Source organism: Streptomyces coeruleorubidus (genome assembly GCF_028885415.1).
Lineage (GTDB): Bacteria > Actinomycetota > Actinomycetes > Streptomycetales > Streptomycetaceae > Streptomyces > Streptomyces coeruleorubidus_A.
On record NZ_CP118527.1, the window covers coordinates 4,497,227 to 4,521,631 of the forward strand.

Here is a 24,405-nt window from a genome sequence, read left to right on the forward strand (position 1 = left end):
GCACCATGCAGACCGAGGCCCCGAACTGGCGTGCCAGCACCTACACCGGGACGGAGAACTGCGTTGAAGTGGCCGACAACCACCCGGCGCACGTGATGGTTCGCGACACGAAGGCCCGCAGCCGGGGAGTCCTGGCCGTCCAGCGAACTGCCTGGACAGCATTCGTGGAGCACGCCAAGCAGGGGTAGCCCTGGAGGTGTTCGGTCGGTCCTCTGGGGCGAGCAACCGCGCAAGCCTTCCACCCGCCCAGCGCGCCTGCTGCCGTTCCGCTCGAAGCCGAGGCTGCGTACCGGGGACGACCCGTAGGAACGGATGGCCTCGCAGCCGCGAACCGCGAGGCCATCCGTCTGGTTTGGCCATGCCGGATGGGCACCCTGCGCTGGGTGCCTACCGGCGCTGTCGGTGTTGCTGTTCGGTAGGCGATGAAGTCACCGCTGGGAGCCGACCGTTTCGGGTCTGCTGAGCGGGGACCGAACCTGCCATGGTCGACTGCAGGCGGGCGGCTGCGGCGCGGCGGTTGGGTGCTGGGTTTCGGCCGGTGTGCTGGATGCGGGTGATCAGGACGCGTGCGGGCTGTCGTGCGGTGGTCAGTTCGCGTTGGGCGGCTGCTTCCTTGAGGAGTTGGTGGGGTTGGTGGCCGCGGGCTTCGGCGTCGGCGAGGACGGTGGCGAGTGCGGGCCAGGCCGGGTCGGCGAGGATTCGCTCGGCGTGGTCGGGGACGGCTGCCCGTACGTCGCTGGCCAGTATGCGGTGGGCTTCCTCCTTGGGCGGGCGGGCTTTGAGTTCGGCGAGCGTCGGGGCGAGGGCGCGGTCGGCGGCTGTCTGGAGGTGGTGGACGGCCTGGCGGGCTGCGTCGGCCTGGTGGGCGTGGTTCTTCGCTTCGTGCCAGCGCCCGGCGACGATGGCGGCCCAGACGAGGGCAGCGACCAAGACGGCCAGGGCGCTGCCGTCGGGGCCGGTGGCGGTGTGGACGATGTCGCGTGCCGCGCTGCGCAGGGCGTGGGCGGCACGGTCTTCCGCCCGGACCTGGGAGCGTTGGGCTCGTGCGAACGCCTTGGAGGCGGCCTGGAGTTCGGCGCGCAGATGGGTGGGCGCCTTCTGGGCGGTGGCTTCGAGCAGTTCGCCGAGGGCGGTGATGTGAGCCTGGGCGTGGGTGTCGTCGGCGAGGTCGGTGCGGAATGCGTCGAGGGCGTCGGCGGCTTGGTGCCAGGGGGTGCTCGGGTGGTTGCGGCGGGCGGTGGGGTGTTCTTCGGGCTGGCTGGATTCGAGGCGGGCCTTGACTTTGGGCAGGGAGAGGTCGGGGGAGATCTTGCTTCCGGGGTGGTAGATCTGCTCGCCGGCCTCGTTGACGTCACCAGGGCGGCCGGCCGCATACCCCAGGAGGTCCCCTGACGGGCCGCGCCGGACCTGGACCTCGACGCCGCTGGCTTCGAGATAGGCGATGAATTCCTCGGCATTGGTCGCGTGCGGGATGGCGGCGCGGATGCGGTCCTGGAGCCACTCGGGGCTGGGCTGTTCCCAGCCGAGGCGTTCGGCCTTGTGCATCTCGGCCTGAGTGGGGCGGCGGGTGCCTGTGCGGTCGCCCTTCTTCAACTGCCGGAGGCCGTAGTCCTTTTCGATCTCGCGGCAGGCGTCGCCGACGCGGATACCGCTGTCGTGGAGCTTGGGACGGCGTCCGTCTTCGCGGACGGTGGTGGCGAGGATGTGGATGTGGTCGTCGGCGTGGCGTACGGCGATCCAGCGGCAGGCCAGGTCGTCACCAGCCGGAGCGATGCCGGCGGCCTGGACGATGCGCTGGGCGATCTCGGCCCACTCCGTGTCGGAGAGGCAGCGGTCCTCGGGGGCGGCACGCACGGGGCAGTGCCACACGTGGTCGGTGACCGGCTTGCCGAACTCGCTGTTGCGCAAGGAGACCGGCTCGTCGAGGTAGCGGCCGAGTTCGGTGAGGGTGGCGTTCTCGTCGCGGCCGGGGTCGGGCATGCCGAGCATCGCGAAGCCGGCCACGATGTGCGGGTCGAAGTGCTCGTCATGGGTTCCGCGGCCGTAGAGGTAGGCGAGCAGGCCCCGGGTGTTGGAACCGGTCGGCTTGATGGCAGCGATCACGCTGGTCAGCCCTCCTCCGGGTCGGCGGGCTCGCGCAGGGCCTCGGCGATCAGCTCCAGCAGGTGGTGGAGTTCGTCGAGGCGCTGGCGGATGTCGGGTGGTGTGTGGTCGCTGTTGAGGGCGCGGGCGATCTGGTTGACGTTGACGCCGATCCGGTTGAGCTGGCGCAGAACCTGAGCGCGAAAGTGGTGGGTGCGGCGGCGGTCCTCCGACAGGGGCAGGTTGGCGGTGAACCGGCCGGTGACGAAGGCGAGAACGATGTCGGCGGCGAACCCGGAGTCGCCCTTGTAGCCGTGCTCGGCAGCGGCCTCCTGCAGACGCGCTCGCTGCTCGCTGGTGAAGCGCAGCGGGCCGACACGGTCGTTGCGCTTGGTGCCGGTGAAGCGGCGGATCGTGGGCTGCACGCTCTGCACGACAGGCTCGCCGGCGGCGACGGCTGCGCTGTCTGCGGGGCGCAGGACGGCTTGCTGGACAGAGTGAAGCGTGTCCAGGTCGGAGCCGCCCTCGGCTCCGACCCCCTGGCCCGGCGCCCCCTGGCGCTGGGCCGTCTCCGCCACCCCCGGGGCGGAGACCCCCGAAGACCTGCCTTGAGTCGGACTCGGGGTACTACTGGCTCCGCCAGGGGCAGCCCGTCCGAACGCCTGCCGCAAACGCCCCATCAGCGTAGGAGACTTCGTCAGCGGCAGCGGCTCGTCGGGAGTGCGGTCGGAGCGGTGCGGGTCGTGCGTCACGGGCGGTTCTCCGGAAGGGGCGGGGGCAGGCGGATCGGCGGGGAAGGACCGGCGGAGTGCTGGTGGCCAGCACTCCATCCACAGGTCTGGATAAGCGGGCGGCGAGTGGTGCGGTGGTCGGCTGGCCTGGGTGACCGGAAGGGGTTCCGGTCACCCCGCGGGGTTTCCGGTCAGCCGCTGCTCGGACCGGTCTCGTCAGCGGCTTCGATTTCGGGCCGGAGCATCTCCATCACCTCGGTCTGCCGCTGACTGCCGATCGTCAAGTCCCTGTCCTTGACGGCCTTCCGGAGAAGGGAGCGGCTGAGTGTGCCGTGCTCAGCGAGGGCGATCCGGCCGATCTCCACGAGCTCCGCGAGCGTGGCCTTGGGCGGACGACCACCGCGCGGCTTGCTCTCCGAAACCTCGGGCGGTGGTTTCGTCGGCTGGACGGAACCGGCGGCAGGCGGCTCAGCGGGCCGGACCGGCTCGGCCGGTGGCTCGGCGTGCTTGGCGGGCGCGCCGAGCGGTGGTTCCGGCGACTGGAAGGGCCGGGCGTCCAAGTGGTCGGCAGGTTGGTCGACGAGCTGGTGGATCTGCCGCATCAGGACACCGAAGGCCAGCAGCGCGGCGGTCGGGGGAACTGCGGCGACCACGTAGTCGAGGAGGGGTACGGCGCCTGCGTTGCCCGTTCCGCTGACCCCGGCCACGTTGAGCGCGATGGAGCCGACAGATCCGGTGGCAGTGAGGGCGATGGCCCAGCCGTCGGTCACCCGGCGCAGGCCCGCGCGGAGCATGAGCAGTTCGCCCGCGACGATGAACGCGTCCAGGGTCGCCGGCCAGGCCCACTGGCGGACCGGGGAGCTCTTGAGGCCGTGCTGTCCGGCGACCTCCGCGAGGTGCGCGTACGACAGCCAGAACCCGCCGGCGGTGAGGGCCACGATGACGACTCCGGCCGCCACGAGCGCGTACCGCTCGGCGGCCTGCTTGGTCGTCATCGGCCGCCCTTCGTCAGGGCGATGATCCCGGTGGGTGGGTGTGGAGAGGGTGGTCAAGCGGGGTTCTCCTGGGGTGGTGGCGTGCTCCGTCTTTGCCGTCTTGGCCGTTGCAAGTGCAGGTCAGAGCCGGTACGGCAGGAGGGCTGGTGTTCCGTCCTGGCGGCGCCGGCGCGTCTTGGGGCACGCGCGGGCGCTGGGGCTGCGGTTCGATGGCCGAGGACGGATCGCATCCGTCTTGCCGTCCCGGTCACATGCGCGGTGACCTGCGGCGATACGGCGAGGACGCCCGGGACGGCACAAGACGGATCCGGGCAGCTTCCGGTTGGTGGCAGCGCGGTCGTCATGATCGCGCTGCCGTCTTGCCCTCGGTATCCGTCCCGTCCGCATGCCGTTTGACCTGCGGGATCACGGCAGGGACGGCAGGGACGGTCACCGCGGGAGGCGGGGCTCAGCCCGAGGAGGGGGCTGGCTCGGCGTTCACCGAGTGAACGGTGGGGCAGTAGCGCCGCCACGCGTCGAGGAACTTGTTGCGCATGTAGCCCTTGCGCTGGGTACCGTCGGCGAGACGGACGTTGCCCGGCTTGATATCGAACTTGCGCAGCATGCGCGCCAGTTCGCGAGCGTCCAGCCCGTTACGCCCCCATTCCGCCCACGGGCCCTCGGCGTCCTGGCGCAGGTGGTACAGCAGCTCGTCCGTGGCGAAGCTGTCCACCTCACGCTGGGCGGCGAAAGCCCTGCGGATGTCGGCGAGGATCCGGGCTGCGCCGGGCTGCTCCTCCTCCACCTCGACCTCCGTCGCCACCATCCGGGCACACGCCTCACGGGCGAGGCGGGGCCAGGACCCGGCAGCCAGGTCGGCCACGATGATCAGGGGCTCCCAGGTGTCGGCAGCCCGGTCCTCCACCGGCATGTCCGGCTCCAGATCCGCCGCCTCGTCCAGCAGCGGCCTGGCCCAGGCGGCGATACGGTCCCGCAGCTCATGGAGTCCTGGGATGTCGCGGCGGGATCGGAAGGGTTTGACGCTCTCGCCCTCGGCCCGGCGGCGCATGCGGATCACCACAGACCGGTCCATGATCGTGTCCGGCAGGTCGCCGATCCCCGCGAGGGCAGCCATGGCGAAGGTGGCGAACCGGTGCGGGGTGTGGTCGTTGCCGACGACACGGGTGACGTACCGGTTGCGCTGATGGCCCGCGTTGAGCAGGCCGCGCATCTCCTCGTTCTTCTCCGCCTGCTTCGGCGTGCCGAAGATGGTGTCCGCCTCGTCCACCAGCAGAGTGGGCGGCTCGTCGGTGATGGAGCGGAAGACCGCCGCCGGGGTGGTGTTGATGGTGAGCATCGGCTCGTGGACCGTCTCGGTCAGCACGTCCAGCAGCCGCGACTTGCCGCACCGCTTCGCCGGCCCCACCACCGCCAGACGCGGTGCGTGCTGCCACGCAGGTTGCAGGTGCGTCGCCACGACCCACAGCGTGACCGCGTCCAGCGCCTCCGGCGAGGGCAGGATCACGAACTTGGCTATCTGGGCACGCAGTTCGTCCAGCAGATCGGAACCGTACGTCGGCTCAGGGTCCGGCACCGCCTCCTCGGCAGGTTGATCCGCCGAGGTCCGGTCCGGCACCGTGTCGTCGGCCGCCGGAGTCTCGTCGCCTGAGACATGGCCCTGGTGGCCGGGCACGGCGACGGCAGGCCACTCGGCTTTGCCGGGAGCGGAATAGGGCTCGGGTGTCGTAGGTTGCACAGGGCGGCTCCTCTTCTGCGGCAACCGGGCATCGCTGGCCAGGTGTGCGCGGATCGTTCGTTGGATGCGGGCGGCGGGGTTTCCCGAGCCTCCGGCGTTGCCGCGCCGGAGGCTCGCTGCGTTCAGAGACTGAACGCTCGCTGTGTCCCGAGACGGGACGCTCGCGTTGTTCCCCGAGGGAACACGGACAGTACGTCCACGCCCGGCGACAGTCCAGCGCTTCTGTGTCAGCTCAGCGCAGAACTGTCTGCTACGCTCCCCCGCCTTCACGCCGCCAGTCCGAGCAGATCCAGCAGGTCCGCGGTCACGACCCGGTAGGCGTTTCCGAGCCGCAGCACCTTGCACGGGTATTCACCTCGCTTCGCCAGCTCGTACCCCTTGCTCCGCCCGAGCCCCAGCGCTCGGTTGCTGGTATCCAGGTCAACGGCCACCGGAAGGGCGAGCAGCTCTTCCCGGCTCATCCCCTTCGAGCTCTTCGACTGTCCGGTTGTCGCATCTTCGCGCATACAGTGCGCCCCTTTCGGTACAGCCCTCGGCGAACGCGCCCATCGCGTCCGGCTCCAGGCGTGTATCAATCATCATGGGCAAGCTACTGTGTCTTCATGACACAACGCGGTGTGGATGCTGATGAGGACGACTTCCCGGAGTGGGCAGATCGGATCAAGGCCAACGTGGCCGGTGAAGTCCGGCGCAGAAGGAAGGAGAGGGGATGGAGCGCACAGGACCTCGCGGACCGGTGCGAGCAACTGGGGCATCCCATCCCGCGCAACGTGATCGCCAACATGGAGTCCGGGCGCAGGGCCAACCTGCCCCTGGTGGACGTCATGGTCCTGGCGGCAGCCCTGGAGACGTACCCGGTCTGCCTGATCTTCCCGGTCGGCTACGTCGACGAGACCCAGGAGCTTCCGTTCGAGGACCTCATCCCCACCTGGGACGCCCTGCGGCGCTTCACCGGCGAGGAGGAGGTGCCCGGCCACGACCCTGGCTTGGTCCCCGACTTCGAGCACCACGCCAGCCTCGTACAAACCGCCCTCGCCGCACTCGACGAAGAAGAACAGGCGCGGTTCGCAGCCAAGACCGCCACCAGCCGCGCCCAGCAGGAAGAAGCCGAGCGCAAGCGGACCAAGTACGCCGACCACGCCATCTCCGCCAAGTACAGCCTCCGCCACCTCCGCCGCGAACTCCGCGAGGAGGGCGCCACCCCACCCCCTCTGCCACCCGCACTGGGTGACGTCGACCCACCCGAACCCGAACCCACCACCACCCCGGAGGAACGCCTTTGAAGGGCTCCACCCACCGCCGCTGCTACTGCCGCGACGCCCACACCGGCAAACCGCTCGGCAAGAAATGCCCCAAGCTCTCCAGCCGCAAGCACGGCTCGTACTCCATACGCCAGGAACTCCCGCCCCGCGAAGACGGCACCCGCCGCTCCTTCAGCCGCGCCGGCTACGACTCCCTGAAGGCCGCCCAGGCGGACCTCGACCACGTCCGCGCGCTTCTCGGCCTCACCGACAGCGACGACCCCGAGGGCATGGAGCTGATCGCCGCCATGCTGGAGGAAGTCGGCGACCAGAGGTCGCCGCTGCCCGACGTCGAGGAAACCCGGCGGCGCCTGAAGTCCGGTCAGGACCTGATCGGCCGCCTGACCGTCAGCGAGTGGCTCGACCGGTGGCTCCACGGCAAGCGCATCCGCAAGTCGGGACTCAACCGCTACGAGACCGACATCCGGGTTCACCTGAAGCCCCGGATCGGCCACCACCGCCTCGACCGCCTGCGCGTGAGCCATCTCAGCGAGATGTTCACCGCCATCGCCGACGCCAACGCCGAGATCCTGGAGCAGAACGCCCAGCGTCGCGCCGCGATCGAGGAGCTGGCCACCGTGCCGTGGAAGGGCACAGACAACCGCGCCCGCCGCAAGGCGATGAAGACGGCGATCGATGCCATGCCGCCGTTCCGGCGTGTGACCGGCCCGGCTACCCGGCTGCGTATCAAGGCCACGCTGCGGTCTGCGTTGAACGACGCGATCGGCCAGCAGATCCTCACCTTCAACCCGGCCGCCCACGTCGAACTCGACCCCGTTCGCAAGCCGAAGGCCCTGGTGTGGACGGACGCGCGAGTCGCCAGGTGGGAGCAGACGGGCGAGAAGTCCTCCCCCGTCATGGTCTGGACGCCCGAACAGACCGGCGCGTTCCTCGACTTCCTCGCGGAGGACCGGCTGTACGCGATGTGGCACCTGATCGCCTTCCGCGGCCTGCGGCGGGGCGAGGCATGCGCGCAGCCCTGGTCGGAGACCAACCTCGATGACCACTCCCTGACCGTCTCCGCCCAGCTCGTCCAGGACGGGTGGGAGGTCGAGACCTCGGAGCCCAAGACGGACAGCGGCTTCCGCGTGGTCGCGCTCGACGACGACACCGTCAACGTCCTGAAGCGGCACCGCGAACAGCAGGACGCGGACCGTGAGGAGTGGGCAACGGCCTGGGTCGAGACCGGCATGGTCTTCACCCAGGAAGACGGCTCCTGGCTCCACCCCGGGAAGGTGACCGACCTCTTCGAGCGCCTAGTCGCCGCCTCCGGACTCCCGCCCATCCGGCTGCACGACCTCCGCCACGGGGCGGCCACGCTCATGCTCGCCGCCGGCATCGACGTGAAGATCGTGTCGGACACGCTCGGGCACAGCGACACCCGGATCACGCGGGACATTTACCAGAGCGTTCTGCCGCAGGTCGGCAAGAATGCGGCCGAGGCCACCGCCAAGCTGGTCCCGCTTCAGCGGAAGACCGAGGCGGAGGAGGCCGCCCGTAAGGCCGCCAAGAAGGCGGCGGCCCAGGCGAAAGCCGAGGCCAGGACCAAGAGGAAGGGCAAGCGGAAGAAGCCCAAGAAGTAGGGCACCGGACCGCTCCGCTCACGCATCGCTCACGCAAGCCATCTCGCGGCACTCCGGCCGTGTGACGCATCATGCCCCGAGCAACACAAAAGCCCAGGTCACGGGCTATGTGACCTGGGCTTTTTGGAGCCCCCTGTCGGATTCGAACCGACGACCTACGCATTACAAGTGCGTTGCTCTGGCCAGCTGAGCTAAGGAGGCACGCGCACTATGACGCCGTACGCGAGGCGGCACCACTGTACACAGAGCCCGTTACCCCGAGCCACGAAGTTCCGGTCCACCCGCTCTCACTCCACCTCGTACTCGAACCGGTACGCCACAGCCGCCTCCCCGTGCCGCGCGGTGAACCCGCCCTTCCCCTTCAATCCGGACAGCTCCCCGCTCCCGGAGCCCTCCACCACCTCGAAGGCGCAGTGCACGGTTCCGTCCTCGTCGAACCACCCCCGTTCCTCGACGGCGAAGCTCCCCTCCCGCCCGTCGAGGCGGCCGGTGAGCAGCTCCATGCCGGCGAAGGAGCCCGTCTTGGCGGTGACGTAGACGATGGTGTACTCGCAGATCGTCCCGGCCGCCTCGATGCCGCCGTTGAAGGTGTTCCGGACGGAGGCGTGGGCGAGCCGTGGGTTCGTGTCCTCGCTCGGGCCGATCACGCGTTCCTGCCAGCCGGCGAAGGTGAAGTGACCGGTGGTGGTCCGGGTTCCGGGCATGGGTGATCCTCTCGATCAGGGGCCGGACGGGCCCGTGAAGGCGTCTGGACACCACCCTGAACCCCGTACCTGACATCTTCTGTCAGGTACGCCGCCGGACGCCGGACAATGGCCTCCATGCGCGCCGACCGGCTCCTCTCCCTGCTCCTGCTGCTCCAGAACCGCGGACGCATGACCGCTCCCGAGCTCGCCGCCGAGCTGGAGGTGTCGGTGCGGACGGTCTACCGGGACGTCGAGGCGCTGGGCGCGGCGGGTGTGCCGGTGTGCGCGGACCGGGGGCCCGAGGGGGGCTACCGGCTGGTCGACGGGTACCGGACGCGGCTGACCGGCCTGACCGACGCCGAGGCCGGGTCGCTGTTCCTCGCCGGGATGCCCGGCCCCGCGCAAGACCTGGGGCTGGGGGCGGTGCTGGCCAGTGCCCAGCTGAAGGTGCAGGCCGCCCTGCCCGCGGGACTGGCCGGGCAGGCACGGCGGGTCCAGGAGCGGTTCCACCTGGATGCGCCCGCCTGGTTCCGGGAGGCCGATCCGGTGCCGTGCCTGGAGGCGGTGGCAGCGGCCGTGTGGGAGCAGCGGGTGCTGCGGATGCACTACCGGCGGTGGCGCGGCGAGGTGCACCGGGAGGTGCGGCCGCTGGGGCTCGTCCTGAAGGCCGGCATCTGGTACCTGGTCGCCCTGGCGCAGGGGGCCGTACGGACGTACCGGGTGTCGCGCGTGCTGGCCGTGGAGGACACCGGGGAAACCTTCGACCGTCCGGCCAACTTCGACCTTGCCGCCTCTTGGGAGGAATCGTCCCGGCGCATGGAGGCCGCTGTGCAGCAGGGTGTCGCGCGGGTGCGGCTCTCGCCGCGCGGGCAGCGGCTGCTGCCGATGCAGTTCGGGGCGGCGGGCGTACGGGCCCTGGAGGGCGTCGGCGCGCCGGACGGGGACGGCTGGGTGGAGGTGGAGCTGCCCGTGGAGGCGGAGGCCGTGGCGGTCGGTGATCTCCTCCGGCTCGGGGCAGAGGCGGAGGTGCTCGGGCCGCCCGGGCTGCGGCAGGCCGTCGCCCGGGCGGTGGCGTTGCTTGCGGGCCGGTACGAGCAGGCATGACCGCCGCTTCGAAAATTTCCGCGAAGTTCACAGGCCCGGAGGTACTGACAGACAGGTGAACGCCGGGTACCGTCCTGAGCCAGTTCACACGCGTGGACTACACCACAACGGATCACCCGTCGTGGCACCGCCTTCCTACTCGGATCGTCCGGCACGTTCCTGCCGGTAGAAGGGGTTCACTCATCATGGCCACTGTCTCGTTCGACAAGGCGACCCGGATCTACCCGGGTTCCACCAAGCCCGCTGTTGACGCGCTGGAGATCGACATCGAGGACGGCGAGTTCCTCGTCCTCGTCGGCCCGTCCGGCTGCGGCAAGTCCACCTCGCTCCGCATGCTCGCGGGGCTCGAGGACGTCAACGCGGGCGCCATCCGCATCGGCGACCGCGACGTCACGCACCTGCCGCCGAAGGACCGGGACATCGCCATGGTGTTCCAGAACTACGCGCTCTACCCGCACATGACGGTCGCCGACAACATGGGCTTCGCGCTCAAGATCGCCGGCGTCAACAAGGCGGAGATCCGGCAGAAAGTCGAGGAGGCCGCGAAGATCCTCGACCTCACCGAGTACCTGGACCGCAAGCCGAAGGCGCTCTCCGGTGGTCAGCGCCAGCGTGTCGCCATGGGCCGCGCCATCGTGCGTGAGCCGCAGGTGTTCCTCATGGACGAGCCGCTGTCCAACCTGGACGCCAAGCTCCGTGTGTCCACGCGTACGCAGATCGCCTCGCTCCAGCGCCGCCTGGGCATCACCACCGTCTACGTCACCCACGACCAGGTCGAGGCCATGACGATGGGCGACCGCGTGGCGGTCCTCAAGGACGGTCTGCTCCAGCAGATCGACACCCCGCGCAGCATGTACGACAAGCCCGCCAACCTCTTCGTGGCCGGCTTCATCGGCTCCCCGGCGATGAACCTCGTCGAGGTCCCGGTGACCGACGGCGGCGTGAAGTTCGGCAAGTCGGTGGTGCCGGTGCAGCGCGACGCGCTCGCCGCCACCACCGACAAGACCGTCACCGTCGGTGTCCGCCCCGAGCACTTCGACGTGGCCGGCCCGGATGCCGAGCTGGGCCTCGCGGTCACCGTCAACGTCGTCGAGGAGCTCGGCGCCGACGCCTACGTCTACGGCACGGCGAAGGTCGGCGACGACTCCAAGGACCTCGTGGTCCGCGTCAGCGGCCGTGACGTCCCGGAGAAGGGCAGCACGCTGCACATCGTCCCGCGCTCCGGCGAGACCCACGTGTTCTCGACCTCCACGGGCGAGCGCCTGTCCGACTGACCCATCGGCGAACGCACAACCCCGGGTGATTCACCCAAGTTGACAAAGAGGGCCCCGCAGCGTGCTGCGGGGCCCTTCTCGTTGTCGACAAATACCCCGGCAGACCGGACGTTTCGAGTCGCGTGCGTCAACGCCGTACCCAGAAATGGGCACTCTCTCATCCCCCGAACCGGTGACTAAATGTCTACAAACCATTACCCCGCGCTACCCTCACACGCGTGAAGCACTCCACTAACCAACAGATGCGACGCGGCCGGGGCCCCGCCCGCCGGATCGGCCGCACTCTCGCTTTCGTCCTGCCCGTCGTCCTGGTGCTCTCCGGGACACTCGCGGTCACCCGAGTCAACTGGTCGGGAAGCCCCTCCGACCCGGTGCTCACCGCCGCGGACACCAGCACGTTCGCCGGCACCGCGCGGGCCGCCAAGCGCGCCCCGCAGGACGTCCTGCGCGACAAGCTGCTCACCGAGCTCCAGGAGGAGAACCCGGGCGTCGCCCTCACCCACCTCCAGCAGGCCGTCAACGGCCGTCCGTCGCTGGCGAAGCACTGCGCTTCCATCGCCCGCGCCCTCGGCCAGGCCGCCGTCCGGGTCTACGGCCCGACGCGCGCCCAGTCCTACGCCCGCCCGGTCTGCGACACCGCCTTCGCCACGGGTGTCGCGGCCGCGCACAGCTGAGCGCACCGCCCGGCCGCCGGACGAGAGGGGTGGGAAACCGGCAACGACTGACGCGAGCACATTCCTCCACCGCGGTACCGGGCGGGACGCCACGTACAGTTCGGTCTCATGAGCGATCCGAGCGCCGCGTCCCGCCCCGTTCAAGCCGTCGTTCTGGCCGGTGGCCAGGGCTCCCGGCTGCGTCCGTACACCGACGACCGGCCCAAGCCGATGGTCGAGATCCCCGGGACGGGGACGCCGATCATCGGCCATCAGCTGTCCTGGCTCGCCGAGGAGGGCGTGACGGACGTGGTGGTCTCCTGCGGCCACCTCGCCGAGGTGCTCCAGAAGTGGCTGGAGACAGCTGATCTGCCCGTCTCCGTCACCACCGTCGTCGAGTCCGAGCCCCTCGGCCGCGGCGGCGGCCTCAAGTACGCCGCCGCGCATCTGCCCCACCCGGACCAGCCCTGGTACGCCACGAACGGCGACATCTGGACCCGGTTCTCGCTGCGTGACATGGCGGACTTCCACACCGAGCGGGACGCCGTCGCGACGCTGGCCCTGGCCCGGCCGCGCCTGCCGTGGGGCGCGGTGAAGACGGACGGCTTTGGCCGCATCACGGACTTCATCGAGGCCCCGCCGTCGACCTTCGAGATCAACGCGGGTGTGTATGTCTTCTCCCCCGAGTTCGCGGGGCTGCTGCCGGACCGGGGGGACCACGAGCGCACCACGTTTCCCCGGCTGGCCCGCGAGCGGAAGCTGGCCGGGTTCACGATCCCTCAGGGGTCGTATTGGCGTGCGATCGATACGGCGAAGGATCTGACGGAGGCCGCGAAGGAACTGGCGGCTCTGGGGCGCTGAGAGCCGTACAGCCCCACGCCCCTTGAGTCCGCTGCCCCCCTCAGCAGCAGAAGGGCCCCGCACCTTCGAGGTGCGGGGCCCTTCTGCTGCCTGGCTCTGCCGGCTAGCCCAGCAGGCCGCCCACCAGGCCCGGCCGGCCCGTGGACGAGGAGCCGCCGTCGCCCGAGCCGCCGGTCGCCGTGCCTCCGGTCGCCGTGCCTCCGGATGCGCCGCCGGAGGTCGGGCCGGAGCTGGTGCTCGGGGCCTGGCCGGCCGGGGAGGACTGCTGGGGCGGGGCCTGGCCCGCGCTGCCCTGGGTCTGGCTGGGCGAACCGCCGGTGACGGTGCCGGCGTCCCGGGTGGCGCCCGGCCTGGTCGTGGTGCCCGCGCTGGGGCTGGCCGAGCCGGCCGTGGCGCCCTGGGTGGGCGAGGTGGAGGCCGACGGGGTCCGCCTGTCCTGCCACTTGCCTGGTTCGCCCGGGAGCGGGGAGCCGGGCAGTTCGTTGCGCGGGGCCTCGCCGGGGCCGGGGACGACGACCCGGTCGGCGTCGCGGACGGCGCCGCCGAGCAGCGAGCCGACGAGCAGCGTGAGGCCGACGGCGACGGCGGTGACGAGGGCGCCGCGGCGCAGCACGTAGTGGCGCAGGTCCCAGATGTCGGCGCGGGGTCCGAGGCGGCGCCAGGCACTGCCGGCCAGGCGGCCGTCGACGGAGTAGACGGGGGCGCCGGCGATGATCAGCGGTGACCAGGCGGCGAGGTAGATGATGTCGGGGGTCTGGTAGGCGGGGACGCTCTTCCAGCTGACGGTGACCAGCAGCGCGGCCGAGAGCAGGGCGCCGAAGAAGGCGGCGACGCGCTGCCAGCAGCCGAGGACCGTCAGGACGCCGACGATGACCTGCGCGAAGGCGATGACCAGTCCGGAGCCGACCGGGTGCTGGAGGGCGAACTGGCGCAGCGGCTCGGCGACTTCCCAGGGGTGCAGGGTGTTCAGCCACTTGACCATGGAGCCGCGCGTGCCGCCGTCGAAGTAGACGGGGTCGCACAGCTTGCCCATGCCGGCGTAGATGGAGATGGAGCCGAGGAAGACGCGCAGCGGGAGCAGGACGACGCCGAGGTTCATCCGGCGGCCCGGGTAGTAGGCGTGCCGTGCCGGGTCGTCGCTGTGGCGCTTGACGGGCCGCTCGGTGTCGTCCACCTCGGCGGGGAGGTCCTCGAACTCCCCTTCTTCGTAGGCGGGTTCGTCGTAGACGCTGCCGACCGTGCGCACGGGCGGCAGCAGTCGGGTGCCGTCGGTGGGCTCGTGCGTGCGCTGCGGGCCCACGACGGGGGTCTCGACCGTCTGGGTGAGGTCGTCCTGGTAGCCGCCGCCCTCGTAGCCCGTGCCGCCGTAGCCGCCGTCCTGGTATCCGGCGCCGTAGCCCGGGGCCTGCGGGTCGGTGCCCACGCGGGAGATGACCTGGGTGGCCCCGGTGTCGGTGGCGGGCTCGTCGCGGTGGCGGACGCTCTCGTGCCGGACGGCTTGGAGGAGCCGGTGGGCGCCGGTGTCGTCGGGCGCGGACTTGCCGCTCCAGACGACGGGCCGGCGGCGGGTGGCGGCCCCGTCCGCCGCGCCCCCGGCGGTGACGACGGGGATGCGGGCGGTGTCCTCGGCGGCGGTCAGGTGCCGTGCGACCCGTGGGGACTGGGCGCGACGCGCCGAGACGCCCAACTCCACGCGGAAACTCGCGTGATTGACGATGACCTGCGCCGGGTCGCTCGGCACCTTCACCATGCTCAGCGCGGGAGCGTCGTCGAGTCCCGACGAACGGTCCCCCGTGGGTGTGCGGGGTGTTCTGGTGTCCACACTCATCTAACCGAGTGACGTCGGGATAGGACACTGCTTTGACTCGCCGGATCTGTCCGGACCTCGTCAAGCTTGTCCTCGTCGCCCCGATGTTCCCGGAATTAACCCGCACGGGTGAGGTGGCGGACGCCTGTTCAGCTGCGCCGGCGGACCGCCTCGTACAGCACGATGCCCGCCGCCACACCGGCGTTGAGCGACTCGGTGCCGCCCGGCATCGGGATCCGCACCCGGAAGTCGCAGGTCTCCCCGACCAGCCGGGACAGCCCCTTGCCCTCGCTGCCGACGACGATGGCGACGGGCCCGCCCAGGGCCTCCAGCTCACCGAGTTCGACCTCGCCGTCGGCGGCCAGACCGACGACCACGATGCCGGCCTTCTTGTACGCCTCGAGGGCGCGCGTCAGGTTGGTGGCGCGGGCGACGGGCGTACGGGCGGCCGCGCCGGCGGACGTCTTCCAGGCACCCGCCGTCATCCCGGCGGCCCGCCGCTCGGGCACGACGACGCCGTGCCCGCCGAAGGCGGAGACGGAGCGGACGACCGCGCCGAGGTTGCGCGGGTCGGTGACACCGTCGAGCGCGACGATCAGCGGGTCCTCACCGTCGTCGAGGGCGGCGTCGGCGAGGTCCTGCGGGTGGGCGTACGTGTACGGCGGGACCTGGAGCACGAGCCCCTGGTGGTTCAGCCCGTTCGTCATCCGGTCGAGCTCGGGGCGCGGCGCCTCCATGAGGTTGATGCCGCCGCGCTCGGAGGCCAGTTGCAGCGCCTCGCGCACCCGCTCGTCGCTGTCGATGAACTGCTGCACGTACAGCGTGGACGCCGGCACGCCCTCGCGCAGCGCCTCGACGACGGGGTTGCGCCCGACGACGAGCTCGGAGGTGCCCCTGCCTCGCGGGCCCTTGGTGCGGCCCTGGGCGCGGCGCGACTTGGCCTGGGCCGCGCGCTGCTTGGCGTGGCCCTTGCGCATCTCGGCGGGGGGCGTCGGCCCCTTGCCTTCCAGGCTCCGGCGTCGCTTGCCGCCACTGCCGACCTGCGCGCCCTTCTTGCCGGACATGCGGCGGTTGTTCGCGGCCATGAGCTACCCGTCTCCGTGAAGTGGTTCGTACGTACGTCTGTGTACGCCTGTTACGTCTATACAGTGTGCCGCCCGGAGGCCCGGGCGGCACAATCGATCAGCTGCGGATCTCGTCCCGGCGCTGCTCTCAGCGCGGTCCGAGGCTCCAGCGCGGCCCTTGCGGACTGTCCTCGATGACCAGACCGGACTGGCTCAGCTGGTCGCGGATGGCGTCCGCGGTGGTCCAGTCCTTGCGGGCCCGGGCGGCCTCGCGCTGGTCGAGGACCATGCGGACGAGCGTGTCGACCACGCCGTGCAGATCGGCGCCGCGGTCGCTCTCCCCGGCCCAGTGGGCGTCGAGCGGGTCGAGACCGAGGACGCCCAGCATGGCGCGGACCTCGGCGAGCCGGGCCACCGCGGCTTCCTTGTCGTCGGCGGCCAGCGCGCTGTTGCCCTGCCGGACCGTGGTGTGCACCACGGCGAGCGCCTGCGGCACGCCCAGGTCGTCGTCCATCGCCTCGGCGAAGGCCAGCGGCACCTCGGGGGCGGGCTCGACGACACCGGCCTTCTCCACCACGCGCTGTACGAAGCCCTCGATCCGCGCGAACGCCGACTCGGCCTCGCGCAGCGCCTCCTCGCTGTACTCGATCGTCGAGCGGTAGTGCGGGGTGCCGAGGTAGTAGCGCAGCACGATGGGCCGCCAGCGCTTGACCATCTCGCCGACCAGGACCGAGTTGCCGAGCGACTTGGACATCTTCTCGCCGCTCATGGTGACCCAGGCGTTGTGCACCCAGTACTGGGCGAAGTCGTCACCGTAGGCCTTGGCCTGGGCGATCTCGTTCTCGTGGTGCGGGAAGACCAGGTCGAGGCCGCCGCCGTGGATGTCGAAGGCGGTGCCGAGGTACTTGTGCGCCATCGCCGAGCACTCCAGGTGCCAGCCCGGGCGGCCGCGGCCCCACGGCGTCTCCCAGTCCGGCTCGCCGGGCTTGGCCGCCTTCCACATGGCGAAGTCGCGCGGGTCGCGCTTGCCGGTGATGCCCTCCTCGGCGGGCTGCCGCATCTCGTCGAGGTCCTGCCGGGACAGCTCCAGGTAGGAGGGCCAGGACCGGACGTCGAAGTAGACGCTGCCGTCGGCCTCGTAGGCGTGCCCGCGCTCGATGAGGCCGCGCATCATCTCGACCATCTCGGTCACGTGTCCCGTGGCGCGCGGCTCGTAGGTCGGCGGCAGGCAGCCGAGGGCGTGGTAGCCGTCGTTGAACGCGCGCTCGTTGTCGTAGCCGATGGCCCACCAGGGCCGGTTCTGCTCGGCCGACTTGGTGATGATCTTGTCGTCGATGTCCGTGACGTTCCGCACGAACGTGACGTCGTAGCCGCGGTAGGCGAACCAGCGGCGCAGGATGTCGAAGTTCAGACCCGACCGGATGTGCCCGATGTGCGGTGCGGCCTGCACGGTGGCACCGCACAGGTAGATCGAGACGCAACCCGGCTTGAGCGGGGCGAAGTCACGGATCTGCCGGGCGCTGGTGTCGTACAGGCGAATAGTCACGGGACCAGGGTAGTAGGCCGTGAGGGTGCGTGGGGCAGCGCCTTTCACCCGACTCGCACGACCAACGCCGTGGCCACCGCCATCAGGCCCTCCTCGCGTCCCGGGAAGCCCAGTCCGTCCGTCGTCGCGCCCGACACCGACACCGGTGCTCCCGCCGCCTCCGACAGGAGCTTTTCCGCCTCGTCCCGCCGTTTGCCGATCTTCGGCCTCGGGCCCACGACCTGTACGGAGATGTTGCCGATGCGGAAGCCCGCCTCGCGCACGATCCGGGCCGCCTCCGTCAGCAGCGTGACGCCGGACGCGCCGGACCACTCGGGGCGGCCCGTACCGAAGTGCCGGCCGAGGTCGCCGAGGCCCGCCGCCGAGAACAGCGCGTTGCACGCGGCGTGCGCGACGACGTCCGCGTCGGAGTGGCCCGCGAGGCCCGGGCCCTCGCCCTCCCACTTCAGGCCGGCGCACCACAGCTCGCGGCCCTCCTCGAAGGCGTGGATGTCGGTGCCGATGCCGACCCGGGGCAGGGGCACCTCGGGCATCGGGTCAGAAGCCATCGTTGAGCCTCCTGCGGGCCAGGACCGCCTCCGCGAGCACCAGGTCCAGGGGCCGGGTGACCTTGAACGCCTCCTCGTGGCCGGGCACCGCCACGACCGTGATGCCGAGCTGCTCGACCATGCCGGCGTCGTCGGTGACGTCTCCGGACACCGCCTCGTGCGCCCGTACCAGCGTCGCCCGGTCGAACCCCTGCGGCGTCTGGACCGCCCGCAGCCGCGCGCGCTCCGGCGTCGCGACGACCGGCTCCGGCTCGCCGGGCGCCCGGGCGGGCTCGACCTGCTTGACGGTGTCGGCGAGCGGCAGCGCCGGAACCACGGCCGGGGCGCCCTCGCGTACGGCCTCGATCACGGCGTCGACCGTGTCCACCGGCACCAGCGGCCGGGCCGCGTCGTGCACGAGCACGATGTCGTGGCCGGGCGGCAGCGCGTCCAGGCCGAGCTTCACGGACTCCTGGCGGGTCTGCCCGCCCCGTACGACGAGGAAGTCGGTCCGCTCGGGCAGCGCGTGCGCGTCGAGCAGCGACTTGACCTCGGCGGCGCCGTCGGGCGGGGCCACGACGACGACCAGTGAGACGGCGCGGGAGGCGGCCATCGCGCGGACCGCGTGGATGAGCATGGGGGTGCCGCCCAGCGCGCGGAGCGCCTTGGGGGCGCCCGGGCCGAGCCGTACACCACGGCCGGCGGCCGGGATCACGGCCGCCGTACGGGCTGCCGAAGAGGCGGCCGACGGCGAGGGGCGCGAATCGTCAGACATCGGTTCCTGTCAGGTTTGTGTGTTGCCCTGGCGTGGGTATGGCCTGGAGGAGTGCCGGGCGCGACGCGCTCGACCGGACCCTTCCGTGACGCTGGTCGAGCCGGCTGCCCGGGCCCGGCACGCCAAGCACCGGATCGTGAGTGATAACACATCCGGCGGTGACGGCGCATTCGGCGTCCGAGTACGAACATGCCGCAGCGCCCGGCGACAGAAGAATCGTCATCGGGCACCGCGGCATTTCGATGTTGCTGAGTGCTGAGCGACAGGCTTCGCCTCAGGAGGCGAGAACCTCGTCGAGCAGGGCCTCGGCCTTGTCCTCGTTGGTGTTCTCCGCGAGAGCGAGTTCGCTCACCAGAATCTGGCGGGCCTTGGCGAGCATGCGCTTCTCACCAGCGGAGAGTCCACGCTCGCGCTCACGACGCCACAGGTCACGCACCACTTCCGCGACCTTGATGACATCGCCCGAGGCGAGCTTCTCCAGGTTTGCCTTGTAACGACGGGACCAGTTCGTGGGCTCCTCGGCGTACGGCGCGCGCAGCACCTCGAAGACTCGGTCCAGCCCGTCCTGACCGACCACATCACGCACGCCGACGAACTCCGCATTGTCCGCTGGCACACGCACTGTCAGGTCACCCTGGGCGACCTTCAGCACCAAGTAGGTCTTGTCCACGCCTTTGATCTGGCGAGTTTCGATAGCCTCGATCAGCGCGGCCCCGTGATGGGGATAGACCACGGTGTCGCCAACCTTGAACGTCATGTGACAGGTACCCCTTCCGTGGCTATCCAGAGTAACACGGAAACTGCGGGTTCTGAATGGCGTTTTCGCAGGTCAGGGCACATCTCGGGGCTTGACAAGTCCAACAGGAACGTGCTTCGGACAGGGAGTGGAAGAAGGTATTCGCAGGTCGGAGCGGCTCTCCGGGCCGAGCGAAACGCGTACGTTACACACATCCGGAGCCTCCTCCGAGCGGCCGAACATCCCCATATGTCCGGTTCCGTATGATCGACTTCCGCTACTCCGTTCGGCGGCCCGAGCCGGGTTCCGGTCGAATCCGGAATTGATCACGAGGCGTCCGGGCGAGCCGTCGGTGATCAATTCCGAGGTGGTCCGCACATTCCTTCACGGAAAATTTGCGCTGCTGTCCGAGGCTCTTATGTGAATGCCGGACGAGCACCCCGCCAATGTGACCCAGGAGTCACTGTGGCCCAGGTGGGATCACAGGTGCCGGGGGGTCGGGTGCGGCCGTGCCGGAACGGCTCGGTAACCTGAGGCCGCTGACAGACACTTAGGGCGGCTTTATCGGCCGCTCCGCTCTCGAGTCAAGGAGTTGCCGCCGCCGTGAGCAGCAGCCTTCGACGCGGCGCCCTCGCCGCTGCCGCCATCGCGTTCTCCGTCGCCTCGCTCGCCGCGTGCGGTGCCGGCAACAACGCGCAGACCCTCGAGATCCAGCCGGACCACGCGGCCACGAGCGTCGGCAACATCAAGGTCCAGAACGCGATCGTGATCACGCAGCCCGACCTCGAGTCGACCGGCCCGGCCGCGATCTCCGCCACCTTCTTCAACTCCGGCAGCACCGCCGAGACGCTGGAGTCCATCACCCTCCCCGGCACCGGCGAGAAGGCCGAGCTCAAGCCCGCCAAGGGCGGCAGCCTGAGCATCCCGGCCGGCGGCAGCCTGGTCCTGGGCGGCAAGGACAACGCCACGGCCATGCTGCCGAGCGGCCGCGAGGCCGCCCAGGACGGCAACGCCCAGGAGGTCACCTTCACCTTCAGCAAGACCGGTGACGTGAGCCTGCGCGCGTTCGTCGTCCCCGCCGAGCACCACTTCACCGAGTGGGGCCCGACCGAGGTCCCGGCCGCGCCGGGCGGCTCGGGCTCCCCCTCGGGCTCTCCCTCCGGGACGCCGGCCGGGACGGAGAGCCCCGCCGCCGGCGAGACCCCGGGCGGCCACGAGTCGCCGGACACGCCGACCGACGCGGCGTCCGCGAGCGCGTCGACGGGCGCGGGCGCCGGGCACTGAGCCTGCGCCAGGCAGTCGTACGAAAGGGCGGGACCTCCTGGGAGGTCCCGCCCTTTCGCGTTCGTCCTACGCGGCCGGCTTACGGCTCGAACTTGTAGCCCAGGCCGCGGACCGTGACCAGGTAGCGCGGGGCGCCCGGGTCCGGCTCGATCTTGGCGCGCAGGCGCTTGACGTGGACGTCGAGGGTCTTGGTGTCACCGACGTAGTCGGCGCCCCAGACCCGGTCGATGAGCTGCATGCGGGTCAGCACGCGACCGGCGTTGCGCAGCAGCATCTCCAGCAGGTCGAACTCCTTCAGCGGCAGGTCGACCTTGGTGCCGCCGACGGTGACCACGTGCCGGTCGACGTCCATGCGGACCGGGCCGGCCTCCAGCGCGGCCGGAGTCACCTCCTCCGGCTCACCTCTGCGGCGCAGCACGGCGCGGATACGGGCGACCAGCTCGCGGGAGGAGAAGGGCTTGGTGACGTAGTCGTCGGCTCCTATCTCCAGGCCGACGACCTTGTCGATCTCGCTGTCCTTGGCGGTCACCATGATGACGGGGACGTTGGAGCGGCCGCGAAGCTGGCGGCAGACCTCGGTGCCCGGCAGGCCGGGCAGCATCAGGTCGAGGAGGACGAGGTCGGCGCCGTTGCGCTCGAACTCGTCGAGTCCGTCGGGCCCGGTGGTCGCGACGGCGACCTCGAAGCCCTCCTTGCGGAGCATGTACGACAGGGCGTCGGAGAAGGACTCCTCGTCCTCGACGACGAGCACTCGGGTCACGGAAGGACCTCCGGGGCAGGAAGCGTTTCGTACGCGGTTGATTCGGGGGATGTGGGGGTGGACCGCCCGGCCTCTTCGTCGAGGCCCGCGCCTCCTGCGCGTTCTGTTCGGGCGGGCTGCTGATGTGCGCGGTCGCGGGCCGCACCGGCCTCCGGCAGCCGCAGGGTGAAGGTGGAGCCCTGGCCTTCGGCGCTCCACACGGTGACCTCCCCGCCGTGCGAGGCGGCCACGTGCTTCACGATCGCCAGCCCCAGTCCCGTACCACCGGTGGCACGGGAGCGGGCCGGGTCGACGCGGTAGAAGCGCTCGAAGATGCGCTCCTTGTCCTTGTCGGAGATGCCGATGCCCTGGTCGGTGACGGCGATCTCGATGTGTTCCCCGCCGGGCGCGTTCACCTTGCGGGCCGCTATGCCGACGCGGGTACGGGCGGGCGAGTAGTTGACCGCGTTCTCGACGAGGTTGCCGAGGGCGGCGGCGAGCTGGCCGCGGTTGCCCCACACATGCAGGTCGGCGGTGCCGCCCGCGGCCATGGTGATCTCTTTGGTGCCGGCCTGGTGCCGGCAGCGGTCTATGGCCTCGGCGACGAGCTCGTCGACGCGGACCGGCTCGGCGTCCTCCAGCGGATCGTCGTTCTGCACCCGCGACAGGTCGATGAGCTCCTGCACCAGGCTGGTGAGCCGGGTGGCCTCGATCTGCATGCGCCCGGCGAACCGCTCCACGGCCTCGGGGTCGTCGGAGGCGTCCATGACGGCCTCGGACAGCAGCGAGAGGGCGCCGACGGGCGTCTTCAGCTCATGGCTCACGTTGGCGACGAAGTCGCGCCGGACCGCCTCGATCCGGCGGGCCTCGGTGAGGTCCTCCACGAGCAGCAGCACCAGCCGGGAGCCGAGCGGCGCGACCCGCGCCGAGACGGCCAGGGCCTCCCCGCGTCCGGTGCCGCGCCGGGGCAGGTCCAGCTCGACCTGGCGTATCTCCCCGTCGCGCCGGGTGTCCCGGGCCATCTGGAGCATCGGCTCGACGGCGAGCTTGCCGCCGCGGACCAGGCCGAGGGCGTACGCCGCCGAGCTGGCCTTGACCACGGCGTCCGCCTCGTCGAGCACGACGGCGGAGGACCTGAGGACCGACAGGACGGTGTCCACGCCCGGGGGCAGCACCGGGTCCGTGTGCAGGGAGGTCCGTGTCGGGCGCTTCTGTTCGCGCTCACTCCAGCGGAACGCCAGCATGGCGATGACGCCGGTGAGCACCCCGGCGATCGCAGCCGCTGCGGCGACCGCCGCGTTCACGTCCATGCACCCAGGTTAGGCATGGGTCGGGCACGGGCCACAGCCGTCGGGCTACGAGCTCGAACACTCGTCGCCCAGAGTTCACCTTGGAGCCAGTATTGGTTCATTTGGGATGACGGAAACGGACGCGTACGGGCCGGAACGTGGGAGCGTGGGGTTCGGACCATCGGTAATACGACAGTCGTACCGCTGGTTGTTCGGTGGGCCCTGGCCCTATGAACCCCCGACCCAGACGCACGAGAGGGAAGCCTGATGCGGGACGCGTACCACGAGGAACTGGACTCGATCGGCGACGGTCTGGTGGAGATGGCCCGGCTGGTCGGCTCGGCGATCGGGCGCGCCACCACCGCCATGCTCGACTCCGACCTGAAGCTGGCCGAGAACGTCATCGAGGCCGACCAGAAGGTCGACGAGCTCCAGCACGACCTGGAGGCCCGGGCCATTGCCCTGCTGGCCCGGCAGCAGCCGGTGGCGACGGACCTGCGCATCGTCGTCACGTCGCTGCGCATGTCGGCCGACCTGGAGCGCTCGGGCGACCTCGCCCAGCACGTGGCGAAGCTCGCGCGCCTGCGCTACCCGGACCGCGCGGTCCCGAGCGACCTGCACGCCACCATCCTGGAGATGGGCCAGCTCGCCCAGCGCCTGATGGCCAAGGCCGCCGAGGTGATCATCACCAAGGACGTCGACCTGGCACTCCAGCTGGAGCAGGACGACGACGCGATGGACCTGCTGCACCGCACCCTCTTCCAGCACCTGATGGACGACCGCTGGAAGCACGGCATCGAGACGGCCGTGGACGTGACGCTGCTCGGCCGCTACTACGAGCGGTTCGCCGACCACGCGGTCTCGGTCGCCAAGCGGGTGGTGTACCTGGTGACGGGTGAGCACGCGGACGAGCTCCAGACGACGGACGTACAGCCGGAGATCCAGGCGGTGACGGGGTCGGAGAGCGCCTGACCTTCGGTCGCTGGGGCGCGCGGGCGCCTCTGTGCGCCGTTGATGCGCCCAGCGGAACGGGCGTCCAATGGGCACAGGCACCAGCCTTGAGGAGGGACCCATGGCCGAATCCCCCGACACCACGCCCGACCCCACGCAGGATCGCCAGACCGAGCAGCCCGTCGAGATCAGGAACCTGCCCCTGGTCGCCGCGTGCGGCTGCGGCTCGGGCTGCGGCTGCGGGTGCCAGTCGGGCAGCCCCTGCCAGTGCGGCTGACGCCGGCACCGTTCGTACGACCAGCAGGGCTCCGGTGGCTCGCCGCCGGGGCCCTGCGGCGTTGTGGTCGCCTCCGTGCCCGTACGGGCGGACCATGGAAGTACGCCCGCTGTCCTGGCGTACCGCCGGCTACTGGGAAGGAGGCGCGACGTCATGGCCAAGTTCATGGATGTCCACCACAGCATGAAGGGCATCACGGAAGAGCAGCTGCGCGAGGCCCACGACGCGGACCTCGCCATTGAGAAGGACGAGAGCGTCCACTTCGAGGCGGCCTGGGCGGACCCGGAGTCCGGCCTCGTCTACTGCCTCTCCGAGGCACCCTCCGCGGAAGCGGTCCAGCGCATCCACGAACGCGCGGGGCACAAGGCGGACGAGATCCATCCGGTGCCGTTGGCGGTCTCGTGA

At 70.7% G+C, this 24,405-nt stretch carries 25 protein-coding genes and 1 tRNA gene; 11 read left to right on the top strand and 15 right to left on the bottom strand.

Annotated elements, in window-relative coordinates; genetic code table 11:
• The first annotated feature begins 5 nt into the window (after window positions 1-5).
• The gene (locus tag PV963_RS20840) at window positions 6-188 is read left to right on the top strand and encodes a DUF397 domain-containing protein (protein ID WP_274817263.1); all 183 of its coding nucleotides are present in this window, start codon (window positions 6-8) and stop codon (window positions 186-188) included.
• 199 nt (window positions 189-387) lie between these two features.
• Here PV963_RS20840 and PV963_RS20845 read toward each other — a convergent pair whose 3' ends face one another.
• The 5 genes from PV963_RS20845 to PV963_RS20865 all read right to left on the bottom strand — a co-directional run bounded on the left by PV963_RS20845 (window position 388) and on the right by PV963_RS20865 (window position 6,049).
• Window positions 388-2,103 carry a relaxase/mobilization nuclease domain-containing protein gene (locus tag PV963_RS20845; protein WP_274817264.1) on the bottom strand — a complete coding sequence of 572 codons (1,716 nt, stop codon included), beginning with the start codon at window positions 2,101-2,103 and terminating at the stop codon, window positions 388-390.
• A gap of 5 nt (window positions 2,104-2,108) precedes the next feature.
• On the bottom strand, window positions 2,109-2,660 hold the full coding sequence (locus PV963_RS20850) for a MobC family plasmid mobilization relaxosome protein (protein WP_274817265.1): 552 nt from the start codon (window positions 2,658-2,660) through the stop codon (window positions 2,109-2,111).
• 344 nt (window positions 2,661-3,004) lie between these two features.
• Window positions 3,005-3,808 carry a DUF2637 domain-containing protein gene (locus tag PV963_RS20855; RefSeq protein ID WP_274817266.1) on the bottom strand — a complete coding sequence of 268 codons (804 nt, stop codon included), beginning with the start codon at window positions 3,806-3,808 and terminating at the stop codon, window positions 3,005-3,007.
• Window positions 3,809-4,256: 448 nt separating this feature from the next.
• On the bottom strand, window positions 4,257-5,423 hold the full coding sequence (locus tag PV963_RS20860; RefSeq protein WP_425541027.1) for a DUF3631 domain-containing protein: 1,167 nt from the start codon (window positions 5,421-5,423) through the stop codon (window positions 4,257-4,259).
• A gap of 386 nt (window positions 5,424-5,809) precedes the next feature.
• Window positions 5,810-6,049: a hypothetical protein gene (locus PV963_RS20865; RefSeq protein ID WP_274817268.1), complete on the bottom strand. Its 240-nt coding sequence runs from the start codon at window positions 6,047-6,049 to the stop codon at window positions 5,810-5,812.
• Between the two features lie 96 nt (window positions 6,050-6,145).
• Between PV963_RS20865 and PV963_RS20870 the strand changes: the two genes are divergently transcribed.
• Both PV963_RS20870 and PV963_RS20875 read left to right on the top strand, forming a co-directional pair.
• The gene (locus PV963_RS20870) at window positions 6,146-6,826 is read left to right on the top strand and encodes a helix-turn-helix domain-containing protein (RefSeq protein ID WP_274817269.1); all 681 of its coding nucleotides are present in this window, start codon (window positions 6,146-6,148) and stop codon (window positions 6,824-6,826) included.
• A complete protein-coding gene (locus tag PV963_RS20875; protein WP_274817271.1) occupies window positions 6,823-8,427 on the top strand; it encodes a tyrosine-type recombinase/integrase in 1,605 nt (534 codons plus the stop codon). Before PV963_RS20870 ends, PV963_RS20875 begins: the two co-directional genes overlap by 4 nt.
• A gap of 124 nt (window positions 8,428-8,551) precedes the next feature.
• Here the strand turns inward: PV963_RS20875 and PV963_RS20880 are convergent.
• Both PV963_RS20880 and PV963_RS20885 read right to left on the bottom strand, forming a co-directional pair.
• A tRNA-Thr gene (locus tag PV963_RS20880) sits at window positions 8,552-8,628 on the bottom strand.
• Between the two features lie 86 nt (window positions 8,629-8,714).
• Window positions 8,715-9,131: a DUF3224 domain-containing protein gene (locus PV963_RS20885; protein WP_274817272.1), complete on the bottom strand. Its 417-nt coding sequence runs from the start codon at window positions 9,129-9,131 to the stop codon at window positions 8,715-8,717.
• A gap of 117 nt (window positions 9,132-9,248) precedes the next feature.
• Here PV963_RS20885 and PV963_RS20890 point away from each other — a divergent pair, with 117 nt between their 5' ends.
• From PV963_RS20890 to PV963_RS20905, 4 genes are all read left to right on the top strand, one after another.
• Window positions 9,249-10,217: a helix-turn-helix transcriptional regulator gene (locus tag PV963_RS20890; protein ID WP_274817273.1), complete on the top strand. Its 969-nt coding sequence runs from the start codon at window positions 9,249-9,251 to the stop codon at window positions 10,215-10,217.
• A gap of 185 nt (window positions 10,218-10,402) precedes the next feature.
• Window positions 10,403-11,491, top strand: a complete 1,089-nt coding sequence (locus PV963_RS20895) for an ABC transporter ATP-binding protein (protein ID WP_274817274.1) — start codon at window positions 10,403-10,405, stop codon at window positions 11,489-11,491.
• A 218-nt stretch (window positions 11,492-11,709) separates the two neighbouring features.
• Window positions 11,710-12,165 carry a hypothetical protein gene (locus PV963_RS20900; RefSeq protein WP_274817275.1) on the top strand — a complete coding sequence of 152 codons (456 nt, stop codon included), beginning with the start codon at window positions 11,710-11,712 and terminating at the stop codon, window positions 12,163-12,165.
• Between the two features lie 108 nt (window positions 12,166-12,273).
• Window positions 12,274-13,005 carry a nucleotidyltransferase family protein gene (locus tag PV963_RS20905; RefSeq protein WP_086602992.1) on the top strand — a complete coding sequence of 244 codons (732 nt, stop codon included), beginning with the start codon at window positions 12,274-12,276 and terminating at the stop codon, window positions 13,003-13,005.
• Window positions 13,006-13,108: 103 nt separating this feature from the next.
• On the opposite strand, the gene PV963_RS20910 is transcribed toward PV963_RS20905, so the two are convergent.
• The 6 genes from PV963_RS20910 to PV963_RS20935 form a co-directional block, all read right to left on the bottom strand.
• The gene (locus PV963_RS20910; protein WP_274817276.1) at window positions 13,109-14,833 is read right to left on the bottom strand and encodes a DoxX family protein; all 1,725 of its coding nucleotides are present in this window, start codon (window positions 14,831-14,833) and stop codon (window positions 13,109-13,111) included.
• Window positions 14,834-14,961: 128 nt separating this feature from the next.
• Window positions 14,962-15,897: a 23S rRNA (guanosine(2251)-2'-O)-methyltransferase RlmB gene (rlmB, locus tag PV963_RS20915; protein ID WP_274817277.1), complete on the bottom strand. Its 936-nt coding sequence runs from the start codon at window positions 15,895-15,897 to the stop codon at window positions 14,962-14,964.
• Between the two features lie 127 nt (window positions 15,898-16,024).
• Complete coding sequence (gene cysS, locus PV963_RS20920) at window positions 16,025-17,422, bottom strand: cysteine--tRNA ligase (RefSeq protein WP_274817279.1); 1,398 nt, start codon at window positions 17,420-17,422, stop codon at window positions 16,025-16,027.
• Window positions 17,423-17,466: 44 nt separating this feature from the next.
• The gene (gene ispF, locus PV963_RS20925) at window positions 17,467-17,970 is read right to left on the bottom strand and encodes a 2-C-methyl-D-erythritol 2,4-cyclodiphosphate synthase (RefSeq protein WP_274817280.1); all 504 of its coding nucleotides are present in this window, start codon (window positions 17,968-17,970) and stop codon (window positions 17,467-17,469) included.
• A complete protein-coding gene (gene ispD / locus PV963_RS20930; protein ID WP_274817281.1) occupies window positions 17,960-18,724 on the bottom strand; it encodes a 2-C-methyl-D-erythritol 4-phosphate cytidylyltransferase in 765 nt (254 codons plus the stop codon). The genes ispF and ispD overlap by 11 nt, the downstream gene beginning before the upstream one ends.
• 274 nt (window positions 18,725-18,998) lie before the next feature.
• Window positions 18,999-19,481: a CarD family transcriptional regulator gene (locus tag PV963_RS20935; RefSeq protein ID WP_003953493.1), complete on the bottom strand. Its 483-nt coding sequence runs from the start codon at window positions 19,479-19,481 to the stop codon at window positions 18,999-19,001.
• 582 nt (window positions 19,482-20,063) lie between these two features.
• On the opposite strand from PV963_RS20935, the gene PV963_RS20940 reads away from it, so the two are divergent.
• A complete protein-coding gene (locus PV963_RS20940; protein WP_274817283.1) occupies window positions 20,064-20,744 on the top strand; it encodes a DUF461 domain-containing protein in 681 nt (226 codons plus the stop codon).
• 79 nt (window positions 20,745-20,823) lie between these two features.
• On the opposite strand, the gene PV963_RS20945 is transcribed toward PV963_RS20940, so the two are convergent.
• Window positions 20,824-21,504, bottom strand: coding sequence for a response regulator transcription factor (locus tag PV963_RS20945; protein ID WP_004929857.1), 681 nt, complete (start codon window positions 21,502-21,504; stop codon window positions 20,824-20,826).
• Window positions 21,501-22,793, bottom strand: a complete 1,293-nt coding sequence (locus tag PV963_RS20950; RefSeq protein WP_274817285.1) for a sensor histidine kinase — start codon at window positions 22,791-22,793, stop codon at window positions 21,501-21,503. The genes PV963_RS20945 and PV963_RS20950 overlap by 4 nt, the downstream gene beginning before the upstream one ends.
• 246 nt (window positions 22,794-23,039) lie before the next feature.
• Here PV963_RS20950 and phoU point away from each other — a divergent pair, with 246 nt between their 5' ends.
• The 3 genes from phoU (at window position 23,040) to PV963_RS20965 (ending at window position 24,405) form a co-directional block, all read left to right on the top strand.
• Window positions 23,040-23,744 carry a phosphate signaling complex protein PhoU gene (phoU, locus tag PV963_RS20955; protein ID WP_274817286.1) on the top strand — a complete coding sequence of 235 codons (705 nt, stop codon included), beginning with the start codon at window positions 23,040-23,042 and terminating at the stop codon, window positions 23,742-23,744.
• A gap of 100 nt (window positions 23,745-23,844) precedes the next feature.
• Window positions 23,845-24,000, top strand: a complete 156-nt coding sequence (locus PV963_RS20960) for a hypothetical protein (protein WP_274817287.1) — start codon at window positions 23,845-23,847, stop codon at window positions 23,998-24,000.
• A 153-nt stretch (window positions 24,001-24,153) separates the two neighbouring features.
• Window positions 24,154-24,405 (top strand): SCO4226 family nickel-binding protein, encoded by a 252-nt coding sequence (locus PV963_RS20965; RefSeq protein ID WP_274817288.1) that lies wholly within the window; start codon window positions 24,154-24,156, stop codon window positions 24,403-24,405.

Bases quoted from the DNA above. Each gene is read 5' to 3' on its own strand.
- ispF (WP_274817280.1), bottom strand. From the start codon at position 17,970: ATGGCTTCTGACCCGATGCCCGAGGTGCCCCTGCCCCGGGTCGGCATC.
- PV963_RS20950 (WP_274817285.1), bottom strand. From the start codon at position 22,793: ATGGACGTGAACGCGGCGGTCGCCGCAGCGGCTGCGATCGCCGGGGTG.
- PV963_RS20840 (WP_274817263.1), top strand. From the start codon at position 6: ATGCAGACCGAGGCCCCGAACTGGCGTGCCAGCACCTACACCGGGACG.
- rlmB (WP_274817277.1), bottom strand. From the start codon at position 15,897: ATGGCCGCGAACAACCGCCGCATGTCCGGCAAGAAGGGCGCGCAGGTC.
- ispD (WP_274817281.1), bottom strand. From the start codon at position 18,724: ATGTCTGACGATTCGCGCCCCTCGCCGTCGGCCGCCTCTTCGGCAGCC.
- PV963_RS20965 (WP_274817288.1), top strand. From the start codon at position 24,154: ATGGCCAAGTTCATGGATGTCCACCACAGCATGAAGGGCATCACGGAA.
- PV963_RS20960 (WP_274817287.1), top strand. From the start codon at position 23,845: ATGGCCGAATCCCCCGACACCACGCCCGACCCCACGCAGGATCGCCAG.
- phoU (WP_274817286.1), top strand. From the start codon at position 23,040: ATGCGGGACGCGTACCACGAGGAACTGGACTCGATCGGCGACGGTCTG.
- PV963_RS20865 (WP_274817268.1), bottom strand. From the start codon at position 6,049: ATGCGCGAAGATGCGACAACCGGACAGTCGAAGAGCTCGAAGGGGATG.
- PV963_RS20855 (WP_274817266.1), bottom strand. From the start codon at position 3,808: ATGACGACCAAGCAGGCCGCCGAGCGGTACGCGCTCGTGGCGGCCGGA.
- PV963_RS20890 (WP_274817273.1), top strand. From the start codon at position 9,249: ATGCGCGCCGACCGGCTCCTCTCCCTGCTCCTGCTGCTCCAGAACCGC.
- PV963_RS20935 (WP_003953493.1), bottom strand. From the start codon at position 19,481: ATGACGTTCAAGGTTGGCGACACCGTGGTCTATCCCCATCACGGGGCC.
- PV963_RS20870 (WP_274817269.1), top strand. From the start codon at position 6,146: ATGACACAACGCGGTGTGGATGCTGATGAGGACGACTTCCCGGAGTGG.
- PV963_RS20910 (WP_274817276.1), bottom strand. From the start codon at position 14,833: ATGAGTGTGGACACCAGAACACCCCGCACACCCACGGGGGACCGTTCG.
- PV963_RS20885 (WP_274817272.1), bottom strand. From the start codon at position 9,131: ATGCCCGGAACCCGGACCACCACCGGTCACTTCACCTTCGCCGGCTGG.
- PV963_RS20895 (WP_274817274.1), top strand. From the start codon at position 10,403: ATGGCCACTGTCTCGTTCGACAAGGCGACCCGGATCTACCCGGGTTCC.
- PV963_RS20905 (WP_086602992.1), top strand. From the start codon at position 12,274: ATGAGCGATCCGAGCGCCGCGTCCCGCCCCGTTCAAGCCGTCGTTCTG.